Annotated in this window: 20 protein-coding genes; 15 read left to right on the top strand and 5 right to left on the bottom strand. The window is 35.9% G+C overall.

The window, feature by feature from the left end; translation table 11 throughout:
- Positions 1–8: 8 nt before the first annotated feature.
- Positions 9–518 (top strand): hypothetical protein, encoded by a 510-nt coding sequence (locus tag MG290_RS12320; RefSeq protein ID WP_264561567.1) that lies wholly within the window; start codon positions 9–11, stop codon positions 516–518.
- 200 nt (positions 519–718) lie between these two features.
- Here the strand turns inward: MG290_RS12320 and MG290_RS12315 are convergent, their stop codons facing one another.
- From MG290_RS12315 to MG290_RS12300, 4 genes are all read right to left on the bottom strand, one after another.
- Entirely contained in the window at positions 719–2,113 is a 1,395-nt protein-coding gene (locus MG290_RS12315; protein ID WP_264561566.1) for a DHA2 family efflux MFS transporter permease subunit, read from the bottom strand.
- A gap of 122 nt (positions 2,114–2,235) precedes the next feature.
- Positions 2,236–4,758 (bottom strand): vWA domain-containing protein, encoded by a 2,523-nt coding sequence (locus tag MG290_RS12310; RefSeq protein WP_264561565.1) that lies wholly within the window; start codon positions 4,756–4,758, stop codon positions 2,236–2,238.
- Positions 4,742–5,293: an RNA polymerase sigma factor gene (locus MG290_RS12305; protein WP_264561564.1), complete on the bottom strand. Its 552-nt coding sequence runs from the start codon at positions 5,291–5,293 to the stop codon at positions 4,742–4,744. The genes MG290_RS12310 and MG290_RS12305 overlap by 17 nt, the downstream gene beginning before the upstream one ends.
- Positions 5,294–5,644: 351 nt before the next feature.
- The gene (locus tag MG290_RS12300) at positions 5,645–7,288 is read right to left on the bottom strand and encodes an acyl-CoA carboxylase subunit beta (protein WP_257499676.1); all 1,644 of its coding nucleotides are present in this window, start codon (positions 7,286–7,288) and stop codon (positions 5,645–5,647) included.
- 155 nt (positions 7,289–7,443) lie between these two features.
- Here MG290_RS12300 and MG290_RS12295 point away from each other — a divergent pair, with 155 nt between their 5' ends.
- Both MG290_RS12295 and MG290_RS12290 read left to right on the top strand, forming a co-directional pair.
- The gene (locus MG290_RS12295; protein WP_257499677.1) at positions 7,444–8,088 is read left to right on the top strand and encodes a DUF47 domain-containing protein; all 645 of its coding nucleotides are present in this window, start codon (positions 7,444–7,446) and stop codon (positions 8,086–8,088) included.
- A 20-nt stretch (positions 8,089–8,108) separates the two neighbouring features.
- Complete coding sequence (locus MG290_RS12290) at positions 8,109–9,218, top strand: inorganic phosphate transporter (protein ID WP_264561563.1); 1,110 nt, start codon at positions 8,109–8,111, stop codon at positions 9,216–9,218.
- Positions 9,219–9,356: 138 nt separating this feature from the next.
- On the opposite strand, the gene MG290_RS12285 is transcribed toward MG290_RS12290, so the two are convergent.
- Positions 9,357–9,632, bottom strand: coding sequence for a hypothetical protein (locus tag MG290_RS12285; protein ID WP_264561562.1), 276 nt, complete (start codon positions 9,630–9,632; stop codon positions 9,357–9,359).
- 399 nt (positions 9,633–10,031) lie between these two features.
- On the opposite strand from MG290_RS12285, the gene MG290_RS12280 reads away from it, so the two are divergent.
- From MG290_RS12280 to MG290_RS12225, 12 genes are all read left to right on the top strand, one after another.
- Complete coding sequence (locus MG290_RS12280; RefSeq protein ID WP_264561561.1) at positions 10,032–11,000, top strand: hypothetical protein; 969 nt, start codon at positions 10,032–10,034, stop codon at positions 10,998–11,000.
- Positions 11,001–11,036: 36 nt separating this feature from the next.
- Positions 11,037–11,678, top strand: a complete 642-nt coding sequence (locus MG290_RS12275) for a hypothetical protein (protein WP_264561560.1) — start codon at positions 11,037–11,039, stop codon at positions 11,676–11,678.
- 1 nt (position 11,679) lies between these two features.
- Positions 11,680–13,191: a hypothetical protein gene (locus MG290_RS12270; protein WP_264561559.1), complete on the top strand. Its 1,512-nt coding sequence runs from the start codon at positions 11,680–11,682 to the stop codon at positions 13,189–13,191.
- Between the two features lie 20 nt (positions 13,192–13,211).
- Positions 13,212–15,122, top strand: a complete 1,911-nt coding sequence (locus MG290_RS12265; protein ID WP_264561558.1) for a hypothetical protein — start codon at positions 13,212–13,214, stop codon at positions 15,120–15,122.
- 131 nt (positions 15,123–15,253) lie between these two features.
- Positions 15,254–16,189, top strand: a complete 936-nt coding sequence (locus MG290_RS12260) for a hypothetical protein (protein ID WP_264561557.1) — start codon at positions 15,254–15,256, stop codon at positions 16,187–16,189.
- Positions 16,186–17,088 carry a hypothetical protein gene (locus MG290_RS12255; protein WP_264561556.1) on the top strand — a complete coding sequence of 301 codons (903 nt, stop codon included), beginning with the start codon at positions 16,186–16,188 and terminating at the stop codon, positions 17,086–17,088. The genes MG290_RS12260 and MG290_RS12255 overlap by 4 nt, the downstream gene beginning before the upstream one ends.
- Before the next feature lie 9 nt (positions 17,089–17,097).
- A complete protein-coding gene (locus tag MG290_RS12250; RefSeq protein WP_264561555.1) occupies positions 17,098–18,063 on the top strand; it encodes a hypothetical protein in 966 nt (321 codons plus the stop codon).
- 19 nt (positions 18,064–18,082) lie between these two features.
- Positions 18,083–19,210, top strand: a complete 1,128-nt coding sequence (locus tag MG290_RS12245) for a hypothetical protein (protein ID WP_264561554.1) — start codon at positions 18,083–18,085, stop codon at positions 19,208–19,210.
- A 114-nt stretch (positions 19,211–19,324) separates the two neighbouring features.
- The gene (locus MG290_RS12240) at positions 19,325–20,242 is read left to right on the top strand and encodes a hypothetical protein (protein WP_264561553.1); all 918 of its coding nucleotides are present in this window, start codon (positions 19,325–19,327) and stop codon (positions 20,240–20,242) included.
- Between the two features lie 11 nt (positions 20,243–20,253).
- Entirely contained in the window at positions 20,254–21,315 is a 1,062-nt protein-coding gene (locus tag MG290_RS12235) for a hypothetical protein (RefSeq protein ID WP_264561552.1), read from the top strand.
- A 1-nt stretch (position 21,316) separates the two neighbouring features.
- Positions 21,317–21,634, top strand: a complete 318-nt coding sequence (locus MG290_RS12230) for a hypothetical protein (RefSeq protein WP_264561551.1) — start codon at positions 21,317–21,319, stop codon at positions 21,632–21,634.
- Positions 21,635–21,713: 79 nt separating this feature from the next.
- Positions 21,714–23,534 carry a tetratricopeptide repeat-containing sensor histidine kinase gene (locus MG290_RS12225; protein ID WP_264561550.1) on the top strand — a complete coding sequence of 607 codons (1,821 nt, stop codon included), beginning with the start codon at positions 21,714–21,716 and terminating at the stop codon, positions 23,532–23,534.
- Positions 23,535–23,540 lie beyond the last annotated feature (6 nt).

The raw sequence follows: 23,540 nt of genomic DNA, 5'->3' as shown, positions 1-23,540 counted from the left end.
ATAAAAAAATGATGGATCAAATTCAGCAGATTGTAAATCAGCTTACACAGAAAGAAGTATCGGGCAGCAACAACATTTCTGACAATTTAGCAGGAGATGTGGCAAAAGAAACTGGCAATTCATTAATGGAAGGATTGCAAAATGCCGTTTCGGGCGGTAATATGGGCGAGTTAATGAATATGTTTGGCAACAGCGACACCAATTCGTTAACAAGCAACCCAATTGTAAAAAGCATTATCGATTCGTTAACATCGAAATTAGGTGCAAATGTTGGTTTAGACGCAGGCACATCGGGTAGTTTTGCAAGCAGTATTATACCTCAAATTTTAAGCATGATTATGGGTAAAGCTAAGAGCGGCGATTTCAACATTAGCGATATTTTAGGATCGCTAACTAGTGGAAACGCAACTGCCATGTTAGACCAAAACGGCGACGGTAAATTAGGAATAGACGACGCTATTAGTGCAGTTCAAAACGGTAATCTTGGCGATATTTTAAGCGGATTTTTTAAGAAGTAATTTTTTTAGATAAGAGATAATAGTTGAAAGATGAAAGACTTACATTTTATCTAAATTTATAATGAAAGCTCAACTTTAGGTTGGGCTTTTAGTTTAATATACTACTAACTCTGCCAAAGTTTTAAACTTTGGCAGAGTTGTTTAAAACTATTACGGTAAACTAAATTCAGATGGTTTAAGATATATATTTCAAAATTTTATTACCCCGACATTTTCTGCCCATCACCTTTTTTAAGTTTGGTAAACGTTAAACTTGATAATGCTGTTAAAACCGCCAAGGTTATTAAGGTTAAATGAAAAGCAGTAACTAAATCGCCGTGGTAAAAATCCATTTTATCTTTATAGAAAGCTAAAACCAATGCGGCAATAGATATTCCGAAACTTATTGATAATTGCTGCATAATTGCCAACAAACTGTTACCGCCACTTGCATGATCATCGTTTAAATCGGCTAGCGAAATGGTGTTCATCGCGGTCATTTGTATCGATGTAAAGGCTCCGTAAGCAATCATCAGCAAAATATAATATAGTAGCGGTGTATCTTTTTGCATAAAACTAAAAACAAAGATAATTCCCGCCAAAAACAAAGTGTTGCTTATTAAAATATTTCGGTATCCAAAACGTTTTACTAAAGGTACAATCCATGGTTTTACGGCAATGGTTGTTAATGCCGATGGCAACAGCATCATTCCTGCTTTTGACGCGGAAAAGCCAAAGCCAACCTGCATCATTAAGGGTAATAAAAAGGGTAATCCGCTGATTCCGAATCGGGTTATTAAACTGCCCAATAAACCAATTCGCAAGGTTCGAATTTTAAAAAGGTTCAAATCGATAATGGGTTTAGGTGTTTTTTTGAAATGTTTGTAATAAAGCACAAACAACAAAGCAGCTGCTGCAACCAAGCCTAAAACCAATGAATAGTGATTGATACCTACACTGCTTACTTCCAATGCAAAAGTTACCAATACCAATGCGGTGCTGAAATAAATCAATCCTAAAACATCAAACTTGCCCACCGTGTTTTTAAAATTCGGCATGATTTTAAAGGCTAAAAACATACCCAAAGCACCCACAGGTAAATTCACTAAAAAAATCCAATGCCATGAGAAGTTATCCGATAAAAATCCGCCTAAACTCGGACCAACAACTAAACCTAACAATCCCGGAATGGTGATGTAGTTCATTATTTTCAGTAATTGATTTCGCGGATACTGATACAAAATCGCCAAACGGGCAATGGGAACCATCATAGATCCGCCGATAGCCTGAAGAATTCGCGATAGGTTCAATGTAAGTAGATCAACAGCTATCGCACAAAAGAAAGATCCCAACGTAAACAAAAATACGGCAAACATAAACATTCGTTTAGTTCCGAATTTATCAGAAAGCCAGCCCGAAAGCGGTATAAACAAAGCCAACGTGAGCGTATAACTCACAATTACCGATTGCATTTCTAAAGGCGAATAATTCATATCGGCAGCGATGCTTGGCAAAGAGGTGTTGAGTATGGTACCGTCTAACGACTGCATAAACATGGCTACGGCTGCAACCAAGGGCAAATATTTTTCGTAAGGCGATGGGTTTTCTTTGATCATGCTAACAGTCTTCGTTTTTTGGTAGTTTTTGGTTCTCACATATAAATAAATCAGAACGAAAAAGTTTTCGTTCTGATTTTAAAGCATCTCAAAGTTACTATATAATTATAACTTTTTACAAACTATTTCACACTTTCTACCAATCGAATAAATTCGGCTTTGTATCCTTGTTTATCATTATGAATTCCTTGTGTGGCAAGTTCTATAATGTGTTTACTTTCTTTATCGGTTATCAGTTTGGAATCGCGCAATTTCAAGCCGAACCAAGCTACCGAAGAAGCAAATTTAAAATCGGCAGACGCATTTTTTAAATCGGTTGATTTATTTTCAATGGGTTGGACCATCTCAATGCTGTTGCTTTCTTTGGGATTTTTGTAACGAAATTTCACTGTTGCCAATTCGTTTTGATAAGTTCCGGAAACCTTGTTTTCGGTATATTTCAACTCGGTTGGTTGTTGGTAAAAATCGCTTTTTACACCGGTTGGAATTACTTCGTAAAGTGCCGTAACCGTATGTCCGCTTCCTAATTCGCCTGCATCAATGGCGTCGTTGGTAAAATCTTCGTTTCGCAATTTGCGCATTTCATAACCAATTAGTCGGTATGCCTGAACATGTGCTGGATTAAATTCAATCTGAATTTTCACGTCTTTTGCAATGGCATACATGCTGCCTTTAAATTCTTTGCCTAAAAATCGGTTGGCTTCCTGAATGTTATCGATATATGCATAATTTCCGTTGCCTTTTTTAGAAAGCGTTATCATTTTGCTGTCTTTATAATTGCCCATTCCAAAACCTAGACAGGTTAAAAACACACCACTTTTACGTTTTTCTTCGATTAATTCTTGCATTTCTTTGTCGGATGATTTGCCAATATTAAAATCGCCATCGGTTGCTAGAATAATACGATTGTTTCTATCTTTAATAAAATGCTTCTCGGCCATTTCGTATGCCAAATCCAAACCTGCAGCACCCGATGTTCCTCCGCCGGCACGCATATTATCAATTGCATTGATGATTTTGCTTTTTTCTGAAGCCTTTGTTGGTTCTAACAAAACCCCTACTCCGCTTGCATAATACACAATTGAAACCCGGTCGTCACTGCGCAATTCATTCAACAAAACTTTCATTGATTCCTTTAAAAGCGGTAGTTTGTTTACATCATCCATCGAACCGGAAACATCTACCAAGAATACGAAATTAGATTTTGGCAATTCGTTTGATGGAATTTCTTTTCCTTGTAAGCCAATTTTTAATAGTTTATGATTTTTGTTCCAAGGCGAATCGCTGTATTCGGTGTTGATTGAAAACGGATGACTGTCTGTTGGTTTTGAATAATCATACTTAAAAAAGTTGATCATTTCTTCCACACGCACCGCGTCTTTCGGTACTTTCTGTCCGTTGTTAATGAATCTGCGGATGTTGGTGTATGCCGCATTGTCCACATCAATAGAGAAAGTGGAAACCGGATTTGTGTGGCTGCTTTCAAACAGATTTTCCTGATACGATTCATAGGATTCCGAATCAACTTCGATGGGTTGAATGGTTTTTAAAGCTTCCTGAATCTGCAATGCTTCTTTTTTACGTTGTTTTCTGCTTTTTCTTTTTTTGGATTGATCGGTTTGCTGTGTGTCAATTTTAATAACACCATTTGCACCACGATTTCCATAAATAGCCGTTGCGCCTGAATCTTTTAAAACAGTTACACTTTCGATATCATTCGGATTTAAAGCGCGGAATTGTGCAGAAGTTGCAGGCATTCCATCGATCACATACAAAGGTTCTTCACCAGTACTTACAGATCCAATTCCCCTTAAAACAACAGTAGTATTACTTGAATCAGGCTGACCATAACCTGTAGCAATATTCAAACCCGGAACTTGTCCTTGTAATGTTTGAATAATCGATGCATTGGGGCGACCTTCGATTGTTTTTGATGTTACGGTGCTTACGGCTGTGTTTGCTGCTTTTTTAGATGTTGTACGGTAACTGTCAACTACAATCTCTCCTAATTCATCATCATTATTTTTTCTAGTAATTCCTTGAGAGCCTTTATCTGCAACACTTGTTTGATAACTTCTTGATCGAACGGAATCGTAAGACCCATCGGCTTCTCTGCCTGAAAAAGTTGCTTCGTTAAACTCTTTCTGGCTTGTTAGTTCATTTTTAACTTTATGATCACTTTTAGCTTCAACTTCTTGAAACTTAATATCGTTTGCAACTGATTTAGATGCGTTTGAAACAGCTTCTTTTTTAGGCAGAAACTCCTTTTTCTTCTGTTCAGCATTTGTTTCATCCTCTTTTACAACCTCTTCAAAAGCGTAAATGTCTTTTTGTGATGTTTTTTCTTCATTGAGAATTTCTTTGCCTTTATATTCATCAATCACCATGCGTTGCTCGTTTACGGCAGGTAAATCTTCTTTTTGAGGGTTGTTTTTTATAAACTGAATACCTACCGAAACAAAAACCAGCAAAGCCGCTGCAATTCCGGCATATTTCCAATAAGGAATTACTTTTTTAGTTTCTTTTTGATCTAATTTCTGTTCGATTTTATCCCAAACCTCATCCATATTCGGGAATGCTTGGGGTGCTTTTTCTTCCGACAGCTTGCGGAAGTACTTATCTATATTTTTATCTTGATTTTCCATAGCTTTCAGGTGTTTGGTTAAAATACAATTCTATTAATTCTTTGAGTTTGGTACGAGCCACGTTGAGTTGCGATTTAGATGTTCCTTCTGAAACATTCAATTGTTCGGCAATTTCTTTGTGCGAGTAGCCTTCGATAGCAAACAAGCAAAAAATGTTTTTTGCACCTTGTGGCAAATAATCGAGCAGCTTCAATACATCTTGTTCATTCAGCAAGGTGTCGTTTTCTTCAGCCGCGAAAGGCTGTACTGCCATATCATCCACATAAATTGGTCGATCGGTTTTTCTGCGAATGGTCAGTAAACACTGATTAATCACGATTTTCTTTGCCCAAGCCTCAAAAGCAGCATTTTCTTTTAGTTGATCCATCTTTGTGAAAATGGTGTAAAAGGCATCTGCCAAAGCTTCCTCTATTTCAATATCTTGCTTTAAATATCTTTTGCACACGATATATAATCTGGGAGCCAACAGTTCGTACACCTTCCGTTGCGATGTGCGATCCATTTTTCTGCATTGGTTTATTAAATGTTCATCCATATAAATGTATCTTTCTTATAAAGAGTACCCAAACACCTGAAAGGTTGGGATAAGATATTGTTTTTTTCTGAAAATTTTATTCTTTTTTTAGAAATGGATGTTTTTGACACTTGTTTTGTGAATAATACTATAAAAACCCATAGTGCATTATAAAATTCCCAAAGATGCATAGGTTATTAAATATTACTTCAAGCTAATTATAAAAAATTATATCCGCGTACCTGTGGTAATAAAAAAATTTTGAATAATAAGGTTTTGAAATTTATTCAGATGGTTCAAGATGGTTTGTTAAATAATTTCATAAAAAAAGCCTGCTTTTCAGCAGACTTCCTTTATGAATTGAATATTAATTTATACTTGAATCACACCTAAATTAAACTGTTTTTCTATCGGTGCATGGTTAGCAGCTTCAATACCCATAGAAATCCATTGGCGGGTTTCTAACGGATCAATAATGGCATCAGTCCACAAACGAGCTGCTGCGTAATAGGGAGATGTTTGAGCATCGTATTTCGCTTTGATTTTATCGAACAATTCTGCTTCTTTTTCCGGAGTTAACTCCTCACCTTTTGCTTTTAATGACGAGGCTTCGATTTGCAACAAAACTTTAGCTGCTTGCGCACCGCCCATTACCGCTAATTCGGCACTTGGCCAAGCCAAGAAGAAACGTGGATCATAGGCTTTACCACACATGGCATAGTTTCCTGCTCCGTACGAATTCCCCATAATCACTGTGAATTTAGGCACAACAGAATTACTTACTGCGTTTACCATTTTGGCTCCGTCTTTAATGATACCGCCGTGTTCCGATTTAGATCCCACCATAAAACCGGTAACATCTTGCAAGAAAACCAACGGAATTTTCTTTTGATTGCAATTTGCAATAAAACGAGTTGCTTTATCGGCAGAATCGGAATAAATTACACCACCAAACTGCATTTCGCTCGGCTTGGTTTTAGCTCCGGTCGTTTTTACAACCTTACGCTGATTGGCAACAATACCAACCGCCCAGCCATCAATGCGCGCATAACCGGTAATAATGGTTTGTCCGTAGCCAGCTTTATATTCATCGAATTCAGAATCATCAACCAAACGTTTAATGATTTCCATGGTATCGTATTGCTCGCCACGAGATTTCGGCAAAATTCCATAAATTTCGTTTGGATCTAAAGCCGGTTTCTTTGAATCAACTCTGTTAAACCCTGCTTTATCGTAATCGCCCATTTTTCCCACAATGTTTCGGATGGTATCCAAACAATCTTTATCGTCTTTGGCTTTATAATCGGTAACACCCGAAATTTCGGTATGTGTGGTGGCTCCGCCTAAGGTTTCATTATCGATTGATTCACCAATGGCTGCTTTTACCAAATAAGATCCTGCTAAAAAGATCGATCCGGTTTTATCAACAATCAAAGCTTCATCGCTCATAATTGGCAAATAAGCGCCACCAGCAACACAACTTCCCATTACGGCTGCAATTTGGGTGATTCCCATAGACGACATAATGGCATTGTTGCGAAAAATACGTCCGAAATTTTCTTTATCAGGAAAAATTTCATCTTGCATAGGCAGATAAACTCCGGCAGAATCAACCAAATAAATAATTGGCAAGCGGTTTTCAATGGCAATTTCTTGCGCACGTAAATTCTTTTTACCTGTAATTGGAAACCAAGCACCCGCTTTCACAGTAGCATCATTTGCCACCACAATCACTTGCTTGCCATTCACGTAGCCAATTTTCACTACGACACCACCCGAAGGACAACCGCCGTGCTCTTCATACATGCCATCACCCACAAAAGCACCAATTTCAATGGATGCTGCATCTTTATCAAATAAATAATCAATGCGTTCGCGAGCTGTCATTTTGCCTTGCTCATGCAACTTAGCAATTCTTTTTTCGCCTCCGCCTTTGTGTACTTTGGCTAATTTGTGTTTTAATTCTGATAACAGTAATTTATTGTGATCTTCGTTTTTATTGAAGTTTAGATCCATTTTTTATTTGTTTTATGAATTGTGCTAAAATACGAATATTCCCTCAATATATAAAAAAACGAATTTGAAAAAAAAAGAAATTAAAACTTAAAATTAATGATAAATTAACATTAGAGTACTACTTTCGCAGTGCGAAAAAATTAATAAACACACAAATGACTTTAAATTCAATTTTTCAATTTTTAGTTCCAAAGGATAAAAAGTTTTACCCTTTGTTTGAAGAAGCTGCTAATAAAATTAAATTATTATCAGAAACATTGCACGAAGCGGTAAACTTACCAGCTAACGACAGAGAAAAACTTTTAAAAGAAGTAGAGATTTTAAAATCTGAAATTGAACAAATTGTTCAAACCACCCGTATTGAATTAGAAAGAAACTTTATTACCCCTTTTGATAGAGAAGATATTAACAACTTAATGACTGCGGTTGACGAAATTGCCGATCATTTGAGCGATGCTGCCTCTCGTATGCGTTTGTATCAAATTGATAGAGTTACCAAACCGTTGCGCAAACTTACTGAAGCGAATTTAGAAGCTTGTAACGAAGTTGCGAAGTGTATTTACCATATTAAAGACATGAAAAACCTGAAAGCAATTACCGAAGGTTGTAAAGTAATTTTACGCTTGGAACGTAAAGCAGATAAAGTTTTTGACAAGGCTGTTGCCGATATTTTTGAAAATGAAACCAATGTGGTTGATATAATTAAGTATAAAGAGGTGATGGATGCTTTGGAAACTGCAACAGACAGTTGTCGCCGAGTAGCCAACGTTTTAGAAACGATTACTGTTAAGTATTCCTAATTATTTACAATTAAATCATTATGGAGCTATTTGACTTACTATCAAACCTTAATGTAAGTGGTGCCTGGCTTTTACTAGTAATTATTGTTTTAGCTTTAGGTTTCGATTATATTAATGGGTTTCACGATGCAGCAAACTCTATTGCTACCATTGTAACAACACGTGTATTAACTCCGTTTCAGGCGGTTTTATGGGCTGCTGCGTTTAATTTTGCGGCATATTTTATATCGCTTTACATCATTGGCGAATTTAAGATTGGTAACACTATTGCCAAATCGGTCAACGAACAATTTATTACCCTCGAAGTGATTTTTGCGGGACTAATAGCAGCTATACTCTGGAATTTGGCTACATGGAAGTTGGGAATTCCCTCTTCTTCCTCACACACATTGATTGGTGGTTTTATGGGTGCTGCCATTGCGCATGCAGGCGGAATCAACATAAATGGTGAAGATGTAATTGTATATGCTAAAGTAGTTCCGATTTTTTTATTCATTTTCGGAGCTCCGTTTTTAGGAATGATACTTGCTTACTTTATAACCGTTGCTATTATGTGGATTTGCCGCAAAGCACAACCGCACCGCGCCGAAAAATGGTTCAAACGTTTGCAACTAGTATCTTCTGCATTATTCAGCTTGGGGCACGGTGGAAATGATGCCCAAAAAGTAATGGGTATTATTGGTGCGGCTGTTATAAGTTTTCACATGGGACTGCCCGATGAATTAAACCCTTACGGAGCTATTGAAAATGCAGAACGCTTTAAATATTTTGTTTCGCATTGGGGTTGGGTACCTTTAGCATCGTTCTTTTTTATTGGTTTAGGAACCATGAGTGGCGGTTGGAAAATTGTGAAAACAATGGGCTCAAAAATCACCAAAGTTACTCCATTAGAAGGAGTTGCTGCTGAAACTGCGGGTGCTGTTGCTTTATATATTACGGAGCATTTAGGTATTCCGGTTTCTACCACCCACACCATTACAGGTTCCATTATTGGAGTTGGTATCACAAAAAGGGTATCAGCTGTGCGTTGGGGTGTTACAATATCATTGCTTTGGGCATGGATTTTAACAATTCCGGTGTCTGCATTAGTTGCGATGGGAATTTATCATTTGGTTCATTTATTTATATAAAATCGATACATTTTTAATAGAAAAAGCTCTCTTATACAAATATTATAAGAGAGCTTTTTGATTTACTAAGGTAAAGATATATGGATAATAGCACTACTTTTTAATTGCAACACTTTATTAAGACTTTTTACCTTTCTCTTAATCCTCAGGAAGTTCACCATACTTTTTTTTGTGATACGCTTCTTCCTGCATTACTTCGGTTCCCATGGAATCGATTTCTTTTTTACCATCCTGTTTGTCTTCATCCTTCTCCCTTTTTTCTTCGGGCAATAAATTACTTCCCTCTTTTATAGGTGAACCACCTGCACCTGAATTCGTTTGATTTGCTTCATGCACATCTTTGCCCTTTATATCAGTTGGGCTGGTGTTTTCATTGTTATTACTACCAGGAATATTTGTTTTATCTTTTTTCATAGTTTTTAAATTTTATATTAATTACTTATTCAATACATACAATAAATAAGCCTAAGTACATTACGATCGGTGAGGAATATGTACTTTTAGTTAAAAAACAGCACGGTGTTACCGAAAATATACAATCTGTAAGCAGGTTTAGTATTAAACTGATTATATTATCTTTCCAATTAAAAGTTACTAAAACATATATTATACACTATTCAATGATGAATTCTTACGCAGTTTATAGAATCTTTACACAGAAAAAAGTGAATCTGGATATGTTGGTTTTCATGCACCTTACTCATCCTTCATAAATGTTCCTTGAATGGCTATTTAAAAATGGTGCATTTGCCCTATTTTATTGCCATGCTGTTTTAAATAATATTGCATAGTAACAATTTAAAATAAACAGCAATGAAAACTAAATTACTACTTTCGATGGCGGTTTTAATGGGGATTTCTAGCATTAATGCGCAAACTTTAGGCGATTTTAAGCCGGGAAAAGCTGGTCCTGCAAGTCTGGAAAAACCAAAATTAGATAACAAAAATGTGTATATAGCTGATTTTGCTGTGCATTATCAGGTATATAGCGAGAAATCTGCTTCCAAGAAAGGCGGTTCGGGCATATTTGGTGCCGTGATGGGTGCTGCAAAAGCCTCATTGGCGGTTGGTTTGGATATTTCAGAAGAAACACTCCAGAATATTACGAATGACGCTTATACGCAGTTTGTTGCCGACTTAAAATCAAAAGGCTTTAATGTAATGGCAGCAGAAGAAGGAAAAAACACAGATTTCTATAAAGGGTATCAGTACAGTACCAACTTAAATATGACGCCTTCTAAAGTGGATGGTGCTGTTACTGTACATCCGCAAAACGTAGGTTTCTTCTACAAAGAAAAAGGCTCGACGGAAAATACCACAAAACTTTCTAAAGAGCTGAATGATGCTGCTGTGGTTCGTGTAGATTTATACGTAGAATTTGTAAACACCAGAGCTTCCAATAAAAGTGGTATCGGAGCCAATGTAGTAGCCAAAACAAATCTGGTATTATCGGAAGACAATACAATTGCCCATTTCATAGTTGGTCGTAATAAAATCGGAGGTTCTCCTTTGGCAGAATATCAGGGTGTCCTGAAAAAAGATTTAGATATTGACGGCGTAATTAAGGAAGAAAAAATCACCAATTACGTAGCTTCTGATTACGACAATTGGGGAACAAAAACGGCTTTTGGAACATTGTATTCGGCAAAAAACAAATCGGCTGCCAAAGCTGCAATAATTCCGGCTGATGCTCAAAAATATGAAAAAGGAGTTGAAATGGCGATTGATATGTTCCTAAAACATCATTTAGATGAATTTTATAACAAATATTATAATAAATAAACCTATTTTCTTAAATTTAGGTTAAAATTATTCATAATGTCATTGCAAGCTACCTTTCGTAATCAGATAAAAAACTATAGAAAGTGGGATTTTCTCATCTTTCTAAGCCTGACTTTACTGTCTGTGCTTAATGGTCAAACCACCGTTTTTTACCTGATTTATTTCTTTTGGTGGAATGCTTTGGTACAGTTGGCAGTAGATTTTTATTTCAGAAATCGAAATGAAAATGCAATTTGCGAAAACAATGAACGATTTGAATTCGGCAGTTTGTTTTTGATGGGAATTTACTGGGTGTTTATTGTGGTTTTTTTCGGGTTCATCGCCGGATCAGGCAATCACGAAATCATCTTTACCAATATGGAAGTTTTGTTTTTTCAGAATTGGTTTTTCAATGGCAACCTTATTTTTATTTTAGTTGAAAGAATTTTGCTGCATAAAGCCAAACAGCCCATACCCATTTATCTAAGTGCTTTCAGCCCCAATGCTATTGTTTTACACATTTCGATTATTGTTGGCGGTGTGGTGATGTTTTTTGTGGTGAGAAATTATCCCGAAATATTCACGCCCGAAAATCGTTGGGGTTCTGCATTGATAGTGCTTCCGTTTCTGCTGCTGAAAATGGGAATGCAATACCTAACTGCTTCCAATGATAAGTTTAACAAACAAAATGCTCCTTAAAATGAAAAAAATTATTACCCTAATACTTGTTTCTTTCATGGCTATCAATGGGTTTGCACAAACAAAAGATTGGGCAACAAAACCACGAAATCCCATACCGTTTGCCTATACTACTAATCATTTTGGTTATCAAGGAAATGTTGCACTTGTTTCCGATGGTTACAAAGTACAGCAATTTAACAAAGATGGTTTATTGGAAAAAGAAGCTGAAAACGGAGACCTGACGGAATATGTGTACGATGCCAACAATATGCCTACTGGGTTGTATGTTTACAAAAAATACGGCGATCAGGTGCGTTTATACTTGGTTAAATTTCATTACAAAAACGGTAAGCTTATAGGAACTCAAACCTCCGACAATAATTATGTGGATGGTAACGATCATAAGCAACTTTTTCTTTATAATAACAAAGGACTTTTATCTGCCATTACCAAGCATAAAGGTGATACCATCAAAACGTTTGAATATGATGAGGCTGGCAAAATTGTTTATATGAAAGACCGAAGTTGGGGTACCTTAAAAATGGCTTATGACCTTCACTTTGCATATCAGCAGCAAAAAGATATACTAAAGCTAAGCGTTACTATTAAAAACACGAAAGAGCCTAGTAAAGCTGCTACCACTCAAGCTTTCTATTATAATAAACAAGGTCTTGAAAGTGAAACATCTGATTTCACAAAAATAAAAACCGATGCTAAAGGCAATTTACTCAATGACCGATTTGCTTATTGGTATTTCGATGGACAAAAAACCGGAGCGGCATTTCCAAAGGGAATATCCATCGCAAATCTGCAGTTAACCGATGCCAAAAAACTTTATGCTGGATTAGTTATTCAAGATAGTAATTGCCAGGGGAACTGCACAGACGGTTGGGGAAGTTTCCACTATCAAAATGGGGATACATACGAGGGATTTTGGAAAGACAATAAAATGAACGGTCCTGGTCTTTTTACTTTTACAAGCGCCAAAGCCAATTACGACGGTGAATTTTTAAACAATACCATTACTGGTATGGGAATACTTAATTACGATGATGGTAATAAAACCTATCACGGCGAATTTAAGGCAGGCGTTTTTAGTGGGTTTGGAGTTTTGCAGGATAAAAAAGCCAATACCGTGCAGCTGGGCTTGTTTAAAGATAATAAATTACTTACTGAAGCAAAACCTACAGGAAATAAAACAGCTTGTATTAAAGGCGATTGCCAAAACGGAATTGGATTATTTGTATTTCCAAATGGCGATCAATTCATGGGGCAGTTTACCAACAGCGAACCTAGTAAAGGTATTTTCTATTACATTCAAAATAAAACATTTCATTTAGGAACGTTTAAAAACAGTAAGCCAGAAAACTTTGGTTTACTCGTAGAAAGACAAGGAAACTTTAGCAAAAAAGGGTATTGGAAAAACGGTAAACTGAATGGATCAGGAAACAGTTATTTTAGAAAAAACGGGCAAGGTTCTTTGGAAATTGGCGAATTTAAAGACGATCAATTGGTTAGAAAAATGAACTAACAGCACTAAAATCTGTAAACATGAGCACATTTCGCACCTATTTATTTCGATTTTGCATTCCAATTATTTTGATTCTTTGGGATTCAAATTCATTTGCTCAAAATCAATACCGATTAATTAAAAACAACTATTTCACGGAAAGTCGTACTTTTCCAGAATTTGTCGCAACAAACAATCTCAAACAAGTAACAACCAAAGAAGGCCCTTTAACGCGAACCGTTACTTACGATAAAAAGGGCGACTTGTTACAAGATATTTATACATCTGATTTCAACCTTTATACAAACAAAGACGACACATATGGTACTTATTCCACTTCGGGATTTTCTACCAAAGTTATTTCACCTTTATCAACAAAACCTTCGCATATTTCTGTGGGTTATGGTGATTTTTACATCGGTTATTTAGAAGTAGGAACGTATTACACTAAAGATGGACTGATTTTTACGGGATTTATGCTTCCCACTTTAAAAGAATTTGGCAATGGTTCGGTACTATTTATGGAAGATCCAAAAAATAAAAAATGTGCTTGGGCATTGATAGTTGATGGAAACATTGACTGGACCATACCAGCTAATATTGAGGAAAAGCCAGATGTGGAAACATTACATCGCACCTTCAATATGAACTTTAAAATCATTGCAGAATTGCCCCAGAAAAGGCTGCATCTAAAAGAAAAAAACAACCCTGTTGCCAATGAATTCATCAACGAATTATTAATGGTAAATATCACACCAAAAAACGCCACAAACTTTAATGGTTACGGACTGCATTTAAACCAAAATTCTAAAGTTGCAGTAGCTGACGAAGTGCAGGTGTTTGTGGGGCATTTTAAAAATAACGTTTTGAATGGTTTAGGATATTATGCTACTATCAACAACACCTTTCGCCCGGTGACAATGGGAAATAATCGCAAGATTCAAATTACTGAGCAAAGTGTTTCGGCAATGTTTGGCTATTTCAAACAAAACAGCTTGTTGCAAGGTCGAACCATAGATGCGCAAAATCAATCTAAAGATACAGACTTTTGGTCTGCTACAAATTATCCCGGCATTTTGTATTCTAAGTATGAAAAAAACAGAAAAACACCCTTTCCAGAATCTCAAAAATTGAGCGAATTACCAGCTGAAATCAATATTTATTTACCTTCGGTTGATAGAGAATTTGTAGCCATAGTGGACAAAAAAAATGGCGTTTTAAGAATTCGAAGCGACTTTAATACCGAGGATAAAATTAAGAAATGGCAATGCTTAGACGGTAAAAATGAAATGGTTTATTATCGAACAAAGAATTCGTTCAGCACAAATCAAAAATGTGAGAAAGAAGTAAAAAAACCTATATACGACACCAAACATGAAACTTATGTTGCCTATTACGAACATTCTTCAAAGAGATACGAAACCAATTTTGGGAGCTACACCAAAGTGTACAGAACTTCCACTTCGTCACCGGTTTATAAAACAAAAGAAGTGGGTTATTTTACCGGTCAATACAAAACCGAAAAATGCCCCTATTGTAAAGGAACTGGTGTGATACAGCATCTTTATACTGAAACCGTTTATAAACCTATTTTGTTTGATTTGCCTCAGCATGGAATTCATACACTTACTGGTTTGGATAAACAAAATTTATACGGAAAAGAAAATTACATGACCATAAAAACACAGATGGTTTTCAAAGCGTGTACAGAAACCTCATCAGATTTAAACTTTACCATTCAATTAATTGATGAATTAACGCGAAACGAATACGGCGATAATGAACAAGCCAAAACCAAAGTGTATGCCGGTATAGTAGATGAATTGGTGTTTTTTGAAGAACCTAAAGCTGCCGATAAATTTTTACGCTATTTTGCCACGGTACGCAGAACATTAATTGTAGATGCATTGAATCTTGAAGCTAAAAATCATTTTAAAAATACCATATGGTAAAATTTAAATCTCAAAATAGAACAACAATCTGATAAATATAAAGTGCAATAAATTCTGAAAAAATAGTGCATTTGCCCTATTGAACAACCGTTGCAATTGTATTTACTTTACATCATTGAACGTCTAATAAAATGAATACAACAGTTACATATACCGCAATAATTTTGCTTCTTATCTTCGGCTTCGTAGCCAAGGCACAAGAAAGCATTACACCAGAAAATTTCGATTTACCGAAAAACACGGTGAAAGCAGTTGTTCGTTATACCGATTTTTCTATTCCGCAGCAACAGTTTTCTGTACGACCAAGTTATACTGTCTATACTTTTAAAAATGATAAAATCGTCTGTTTACAATATGAAGACACTGCCTCGATGGTAAAAACAACGGTAAATTATCAATACGAAAACGATTACTTGAAAAGTAAAGAAACCCTTCAAAATTCCAATGCGGGAACGGAACGCAAAATCAACACTTACCGTACAGAAAAACAGGACTACAAAACCACATTTTATAGAACTTATCCTACAGAAGAAACAGACAAAACGATTTTGTTTTACAACGAAGCGGGCGAATTGCGAGGCAAATCGTTTTACAATGTACACGGGAAACGCACCGAACAAATAGAATATAACGGAAAGGAAGGTTACCGCCTTAAAAAATATTTCGACGAAAAATTGATGACAGATATCACCTACGTGAACGATAGCAACGGAAAATTAACGAAGAGCGAAACCATTGTTTTGCCTGGAGAAGATGAGGAAGTAAAGGTGCTTACATTGTATTACTATAACCCAAATGGCGACCTGAAACAAGTGGTGGATTTTATAACCGAGGCGAAAAATTCTGGTAAAAAAATATCAAGACAAAAACATTATACTTATTTGTACGATGGCGATGTATGGGTGGCACAAATTGAATACAGTCTTGCCAATAATAAAAAAAAGAATTTAATTGCTACCATTCGAACCCTTGAAACACCTGAGAAAATATACAACGCGCCAAGCGATGAGCAGCTAAAAGTTTTCTTTCAGGAAACGTATCAAAAATATTTAAAATTATCAAGATGAAAACAATAAAAAATATTAGTGCCATTTTACTTTGTATGGTTGCCAGCTTTGCAACTGCCCAAGATTTTATTCCCTATTATCCAACCGAATGGGATTTCAGAAACCACGTGGATTTGATTGATTTTTCACAAGTAAAAAATCTAACTACCAAGGAAATTGCCATTGACGAAAACGAAGAATTCCCCATTTTAGAAATTTATTTAAGCTGGAACAATACTTATCAATTAACCGATTATCAATTTGTGAATTACAACAACAGTTATGCCGATTTTGATATTGAATTTCAGTATGCCGATGCGTATTCCAAAAAATTGAAATCGGTAAAAATTATTAATCCCAACACGCTAAAAACCATTGAAGAATGGCAATACGCTTATGGTTCTTTTGATGTGGAAAAAATAAAAGTAACGCGTTATTTATTAAATGTTGCGCAACCCGATGTTTTTGAAGTAAAATACGAAGGAAATGATAACGATTATACCAAAGAAACCGTGTTCACACCTGAAAATTCAGAAGCTAAGAAAACAGAATTTTGGTACCAATCGGCTGCCGATGCTACCACACTTCGCATAAAAAAAACATATCTGAATGGTGTTTTAGATCAAACCGATCGTTTGCAATTAGATCAAACCGGAAATAAATTAGAAAAAACAGTGACGAACTTGGGTATTAGCAGCCTTACCAAATATCATTATAAATCCCGAAAAGTGGATGTAGCGGGAGATACATTCGACTACAAAGATTTGGAAAAAATTCAGGAAGACGGTAAAGATAAAGAACGTTTTGAATATCAGTTTGATGCGAGAGGCAACTGGATAGAACGCAAAAACTACAAAATGAAAAAGGGGAAATGGGAATTTTCCACCATTACCAAAAGAGCGATTGAATACCGAAACTAAAAATCTAAAATGATGAAATTTTTTGCAACTTTATTTTTTATAATCATTGGTTTCAGCTTAAAAGCACAAGAAGCCGAACATCTTTCACCTCCCAAAACCTATTGGCAATCGTATGGTTTTCAAAAGCAACCCGATTTTGCTAAGATTGCTTATTACAAAAGCGATAGTTTAGGATATGAACCGGTGATGGCGGAAGTAATTTCGTTTAATAAGGAAGGATTTATCATTCAAAAATATATGCGGATTTATGGTAAATATGCCAGCGAAACCGCTCATAATTATGTTTATACAAACGGCGTTCTGGACAGCATCAATACTGTTGCTTCCGCTTCAAATTTTAATTCGAAGCAAAAACTGCATTACGATGCAAATGGTATTTTAGAAAAAGTGACAGCTTCAGGCGTTTATACCAATTTTACCGACACCTTTCAGTATGATAACAACGGAATGGTTCTTTCCATTCAACGAACCTACCAAAACGGTAGCAAAAAAGAATCTTTGTTCGACCACCTGAAAAATACGGTCACAGAAAAAGAGACGAGCGCCAAAGGAACCGTGACGGAAACCATTTTTGTGTATGATGGTGATGATGTGTTGGCTTTTTTTCAAAAAGATAATCAAAATAAAATTTGGTTGAAAGACAAAGAACGTCGCATTGATTTTACAATAGAAATTACAGAAAATGATCCGTTGAATTATGTATTAAACTTGCGAAAAATGAAACAGGAAAATCCCAAAAAATTTCAGCAAACCATAGGTGATTTGAGTGGGAAATCGAGTGCAATGATTGTGTTCGACATTCCGGCTGAAAGTAAAAATGAAAACGGCGACTGGACGAAAAGATTACAAATCGACAAAGAATTTGGTATTCAACGAAGAATGGTTTTCAGAGAAATCAAATACAGCGATGGCAGCCAAAGCGGAAGTACAGAGTTTGATTTGATTTTTGACCAGAAAGTGAAGCGTATTAAATAACGATTTTAAAACAAACAAAATGAAAGCGATCATCACATTATTGTTTTTAATAGTAGGTACTTGCGTATTGGGTCAAACCACAGAAACCCGTACTTACAATGGCAAATACACCAAAGAAACGGCTTTGCAAAAAGCCAATGACTTTTTCAACCGCACAAACGGAGAAAAAATAACTTTTACGAAAATGGAGAAAAAATCAGATTATCAGTTTGTTGGTAACTGGAGTATTAAAGGAAAAGATGAAAATTTACAATCTAAAATAGAATACTTATTTGAAGATGATGGCTTAAAGATAAAAATAAATGAAATCGTACTGAACGATAAATATGGTGCATTGAAAATGGATAAAAACCATAAAGACGAAGCTGTAAGAAAAACGGCAGAAAATCTTTATACCACTATAAACGATTTATTTGTAAAAGCAGTATTCGTTTATTTAGATATTAATAATAACCAATTAAAAAACACCACTACAACTACAGTTTCAAATCCTTCGGGTCAAACCATAGAAAAGGATTATTCAAAAGACAAGATAACGGCGTCTTATAATGAGAATTTAAGTTTATATGTTAGAAAGATAAACGATGCCACTGTCTATTTTTATCAGGATAATAGTAGAATAAACCAACCACAACATTACGAAATCATCGAGGACGGCAAAAACCTACGACTCTTCACAACCTATACCAAAGATTATTACAGTGCTTTTTCTTTGAATGATATGTCAACTGACAAACTTTATCCTTTAACGCATAGAAATGGGGTGTTTTATCTGTATATCTATAAAAAAAACGGAACCTTTTCATTTAATTACCAGGGAAAAGCGCTTCATTCGACACAATATGAATTGTATATAAGCAAAGGAGATTATACTGTGGTAAAAGTTAAATCGGATAATACAATCTATTTGTTTAAGAGTGATTTGTCCAAAGCCGCTATCAGCAATAGTCAGGCAAAAGGAGTTTTAGTACATTTTGCAGATAAAAATCCAGTTTTTGTTGAAGCCGGAAAACCAACCGAACCAACGAAATGGAAAATTGAAAAAGAAAATGACAAATACTATATCATCAATAGTTCGGAAAATAAAAAACACGGCGTGACCGATTATGAAAAGAGTATCAACTCGGGAATTTATACCATAAACTAAACCTTATCACAAATGAAAAACCTAATTTTTGTCTGTTTACTTTTCTTTTTGACAAATGCTTTCGCTCAATCCCTGCCCGAAATCAGCTACCGGGATTACGGCTACAAAAAGCAGGTGAAAAAAGTAGAACAAATCTATTACAGCTTTGACGGCGAAAACGTAGAAAAGGTCGAACAACTAATCCGTGTTTTCAATGCTGATGGAAATCTGGAAAGCTACGAAAACCAAAGTTTTCTGGACGAAAGCTGGGCGAAATCAAAAACAGTTTACAAAAAAGGTCGTCTGCAACAGGAAATTTGGGAACACAGCAATCCCTATCTGAACCGAACCTATACCTACGAATATGACAAAGAAAACCGCATAACCAAAGAAAAAATTCGATTTAAAGATGGTGCCAAAAGTTATATCGACTTTCAATACCAAAACAATCAATTAAATTTTATAAATGCCGAAATTGATGGCGTAAAATCCAGCACAGAAAGACATTACAGCCAGAATGGGAATTTATACAAAGAAATCCACCGCCAAAAAGTTCCGGGCGAAACCGATATTATTACCAATTATTTTTATCTCGAAGACTGTGAAATTTTGTCTTTTGTAGCACCGCAAAGTTATTTCTACGCAACGGCATATCTGAAAGATGCGATGGATGAGATTGCAATCGAAATCAAATTTAAACTCATCGAAGACAGCATCGTTCAAAACAAGTTATTGAAAGGCATTCAGCGTTTTGATGCCGAAGCGCCAAAAGACAATTTACCTTTTGATTTGCAAGGATATTCTGAACAGACTTTGCAGGCGTATGCCAAAAATCCTGAAGAATTGAAACCTTATCGAATGTTGGTATTTCTCCATGACGAACATAAAAACATCATTGCCGAAGCAGAAGTGGATATAAAATCCAAAAAGATTGCAGGAATTGGCTTTTTTCAAATCACTTATGCCGACGGAACGGTCACGGGAAATACCGATTTTCAGCATAAAAAGCTACACATTTTTGAAGCCTTGTTAGAAAAATCTCAACTTCCCTAATTCCCATTGATATGAAAAATATTTTACAAAAATACCTCAACTTATTACTCCTTTTTATCAGCATTTTTTCGGCACAGAAAACTTTTGCCAATGCTGCACAACCGGGCATTTGGAACGCCGGTGGAACGGTTTTTACAATGTTGTATCCCGAAGATAGTCTGAGTTTTAAGAAAGTGCAGATGCAACAAGAACGCATTTACATTCAGCTTTATAAAGGTTTTGCGGTTGTGAAAGGAAGCTATATTTTTAAAAATATTAGCAATGAAAACCTCCAATTTAAAATGGGTTATCCGGTAAACGGTATTTACTCTGGAGGCGAAACGGATCTCAACCAAATTACCCTCGACAGTTTAAGTCAATTTAAAATCAAAGCCAAAGAACATTGGTTAGATTTAATCAAAGAAAATCATCCGGAACTCAATCACAGCGACCGAAATGTAAATCCGTTCAGCGACAATTGGATGGTTTGGCAAATGGCTTTTGCACCGAATGAAATTCAGACAGTAGAGGTTTATTTCATCGTAAATACCAACGATGCTCAGGTGCGCAAAGGCTATAATTTGGAAAACCGAAATGCGTTTATCTATCTTTTAGAAAGCGGCAGCGTTTGGCAGCAACCCATCGAAAAAGGAAATTTTTATGTGCAATTGAAAGACGGATTAACACTGGAACATCTACAAGGTTTGTCGGGTGGATTTAAATTTAAATTCAATGAAAAATATCACTTATTCGCCGGAACTAAAACGAACTTTTCGCCAACACCCGCAGATAATCTCGTGGCATCTTATTACGAAAAAATAGAGAATTTCGAATTTGCAAAACATACCGCTCAGTCAGAGAAACTATTCAATAACATTGATGAATTCAGCCGAATATCGTTCGATGAACTTACTTACACCGAAGCAGAATTAGGCAATCCATACGAAGTAAAAAGCACTATTGGCGGGGCTTTGCCAGGTTTGCTGACGATCTTTATGATTGTGGCGCCCATTCTTATCGTAGTATTGCTTGTAGGCGTTTTAATTTGGGGATTTGTTAAATGGCGGAAAATAAAAAAGCAAAAAGAACAATAAAATGGTGGCATTGGTTTTGTTTTTTATCGTTATCATTGGGTTGATATTGTTGCTCATTCCTTTATTGAAAAAGGTTTTAAACGATTATGCGCTTACGCTGGAAAGTCGTTCAGAAAAATTTACAGAAAAAAAACCAAACCCGCTTCAACAAGCGATGAACCAATCGGTAGAACAACGTTGGCAAGAACTGGACGAACTTTTTACCCACTTAGAAAACCCGACTTCCATTCAGCCGAATTCAGTAGAAATACTGCAATCGCTTTCGATTTATTTGCAATCCATCCTGAAAATTTTCAAATCCGAAGAAAGTTCTACTTGATTTTTTTATTAATTTAACAGCTTATAATGAAAGGAGTGAATTTGATGAGCAATTCAATTCTTAATTAAGCTTTCGCAATATGAAACAAATTCTACTTTTAATATTATGCTTTTTTATTTTCTCATTGAATAAAACATTCGCCCAAACCCAAAAAACGGTTGACAGCATTCAGCAAATTGTGGCACAGGAAAAAGCGTATCCCAAGAAAATTTCGGTGTTGCAGGATCATCTGAAAAAGATTTACCAAAAAGATTTTGATGCGACCATTCAGCTTTCGAGATGGGGTTTGGATTTGGCAAAAGCCGAAAACGACAAAGTGAATCAGGGTGATTTTTTGCGGTACATCGGTTTGGCGATGGCCAGAAAAGGTAAGGTGGACAGTGCTTCGGTTTATTATTATGAAGCGCTCAATTTGCTTGAAAAATCTGGAAATAGTGAGAAACTGGGCTTACTCTACGATGATATGGCGAGAATGTATCGCAAATTAAAACAACCTAAAAGAGCGTTGGAATTTTACAATAAAGCTTTGAAATTGTACGAAGATGAAAATAATTTGGAAGGCATTGCCCGCATCAACAACGAAAGCGGTTCTGTTTTTAGGGATGATTTTAAAGATTATGCGGAAGCCAATAGACGTTACGAAAAGTCATTGCGCATTCAGCAACAGCGAAATGATAGCGTGGGAATTGGCTATTCCTTGGAGTTTTTAGGCTATAATCAACTGTTGATTAAAGACTATAAAAAATCGGAAAGCTATCTGAAACAAGCATTGGAAATTCGTAAAAATCTGGACGATGATTTTGCCTTAATGCTCAACTATACGGCTTTGGGCGAATTTTATAAAGAAACCAAACAGCATCAACTTTCGAATGAATATTTTGAACAAAGTAATGCAGTTGCCCGAAAAATTAAATTTACCGACATTCAAAAATACAATTACGAGCAGATTACTGGCAATTACGAAGCGCTGGGCAATTATCAAAAAGCTTTTGAAAGTTTAAAATCGTTTAACGTGCTGAATGATAGTTTGTACACGGCCCAAAAACTGAAAGATGTTGAAGAAATTTCTACCAAATACGAAACGGCAGAAAAAGAAAATCAAATCCTGCAACAACAGGCAAAATTGACCAACCGTAATTTCTGGATTTTTGGTTTGGCTGCATTGGTTGTGATCATCGGTTTGATGGGGTTTTTGTTTTATAAACAACAAGTGCTGAAAAACCTTCGTCAAAAGCAAGAAAACGAAATGAAATTGGCACTTCAGAAAATCGAAAATCAAAACAAATTGCAGGAGCAGCGTTTGTCGATTTCTCGGGACTTACACGACAATATCGGTGCGCAATTGAGCTTCATCATTTCGGCTATCGACACCATTAAATATTATGTGAAGGACAAAGACGAAAACCTCATCAACAGGTTGAGCAACATCGGTTCCTTTGCCAAAGAAACCATTCAGGAACTGCGGGATACCATTTGGGCAATGAACAAACAAGGCATTACCATCAAAGATTTAGAAAGCCGGATTGCTAATTTCATCGAAAAAGCGAAACAGTCGCAAAGCCATATCCAGGTTAGCTTACAGATAACAGACGATGTGTCGGAAGAAGAAGTTTTTACGGGTATTCAAGGCTTGAATATTTTCAGGATTATTCAGGAAGCTACCAACAATGCGTTTAAATATGCCGAAGCAAGCCAAATTCAAATCCTCATTTCCAAAGAAAATTCCGTTCTCCAATTTCAGGTAAAAGATGACGGAAAAGGATTTGAAGAAAGTGAAATTGAACCCGGAAATGGATTACTGAATATGCGAAAAAGAGCTTTGGAATTAAACAGCGAATTGCAACTGCAATCGGAAATGGGGAAAGGAACGAAGGTGTGGTTTAATGTTCATAATAATTAAGAAATG

It is taken from the genome of Flavobacterium sp. CBA20B-1 (genome assembly GCF_028473145.1).
GTDB lineage: Bacteria > Bacteroidota > Bacteroidia > Flavobacteriales > Flavobacteriaceae > Flavobacterium.
The sequence above is the reverse complement of the archived record's forward strand: the minus strand, read 5'-3'. Positions and strand labels throughout refer to the sequence as shown.

What these genes read in the sequence shown, in the direction of transcription:
- MG290_RS12320 (WP_264561567.1), top strand. Translation starts at nt 9, where the DNA reads ATGATGGATCAAATTCAGCAGATTGTAAATCAGCTTACACAGAAAGAA.
- MG290_RS12315 (WP_264561566.1), bottom strand. Translation starts at nt 2,113, where the DNA reads ATGATCAAAGAAAACCCATCGCCTTACGAAAAATATTTGCCCTTGGTT.
- MG290_RS12310 (WP_264561565.1), bottom strand. Translation starts at nt 4,758, where the DNA reads ATGGAAAATCAAGATAAAAATATAGATAAGTACTTCCGCAAGCTGTCG.
- MG290_RS12305 (WP_264561564.1), bottom strand. Translation starts at nt 5,293, where the DNA reads ATGGATGAACATTTAATAAACCAATGCAGAAAAATGGATCGCACATCG.
- MG290_RS12300 (WP_257499676.1), bottom strand. Translation starts at nt 7,288, where the DNA reads ATGGATCTAAACTTCAATAAAAACGAAGATCACAATAAATTACTGTTA.
- MG290_RS12295 (WP_257499677.1), top strand. Translation starts at nt 7,444, where the DNA reads ATGACTTTAAATTCAATTTTTCAATTTTTAGTTCCAAAGGATAAAAAG.
- MG290_RS12290 (WP_264561563.1), top strand. Translation starts at nt 8,109, where the DNA reads ATGGAGCTATTTGACTTACTATCAAACCTTAATGTAAGTGGTGCCTGG.
- MG290_RS12285 (WP_264561562.1), bottom strand. Translation starts at nt 9,632, where the DNA reads ATGAAAAAAGATAAAACAAATATTCCTGGTAGTAATAACAATGAAAAC.
- MG290_RS12280 (WP_264561561.1), top strand. Translation starts at nt 10,032, where the DNA reads ATGAAAACTAAATTACTACTTTCGATGGCGGTTTTAATGGGGATTTCT.
- MG290_RS12275 (WP_264561560.1), top strand. Translation starts at nt 11,037, where the DNA reads ATGTCATTGCAAGCTACCTTTCGTAATCAGATAAAAAACTATAGAAAG.
- MG290_RS12270 (WP_264561559.1), top strand. Translation starts at nt 11,680, where the DNA reads ATGAAAAAAATTATTACCCTAATACTTGTTTCTTTCATGGCTATCAAT.
- MG290_RS12265 (WP_264561558.1), top strand. Translation starts at nt 13,212, where the DNA reads ATGAGCACATTTCGCACCTATTTATTTCGATTTTGCATTCCAATTATT.
- MG290_RS12260 (WP_264561557.1), top strand. Translation starts at nt 15,254, where the DNA reads ATGAATACAACAGTTACATATACCGCAATAATTTTGCTTCTTATCTTC.
- MG290_RS12255 (WP_264561556.1), top strand. Translation starts at nt 16,186, where the DNA reads ATGAAAACAATAAAAAATATTAGTGCCATTTTACTTTGTATGGTTGCC.
- MG290_RS12250 (WP_264561555.1), top strand. Translation starts at nt 17,098, where the DNA reads ATGATGAAATTTTTTGCAACTTTATTTTTTATAATCATTGGTTTCAGC.
- MG290_RS12245 (WP_264561554.1), top strand. Translation starts at nt 18,083, where the DNA reads ATGAAAGCGATCATCACATTATTGTTTTTAATAGTAGGTACTTGCGTA.
- MG290_RS12235 (WP_264561552.1), top strand. Translation starts at nt 20,254, where the DNA reads ATGAAAAATATTTTACAAAAATACCTCAACTTATTACTCCTTTTTATC.
- MG290_RS12230 (WP_264561551.1), top strand. Translation starts at nt 21,317, where the DNA reads ATGGTGGCATTGGTTTTGTTTTTTATCGTTATCATTGGGTTGATATTG.
- MG290_RS12225 (WP_264561550.1), top strand. Translation starts at nt 21,714, where the DNA reads ATGAAACAAATTCTACTTTTAATATTATGCTTTTTTATTTTCTCATTG.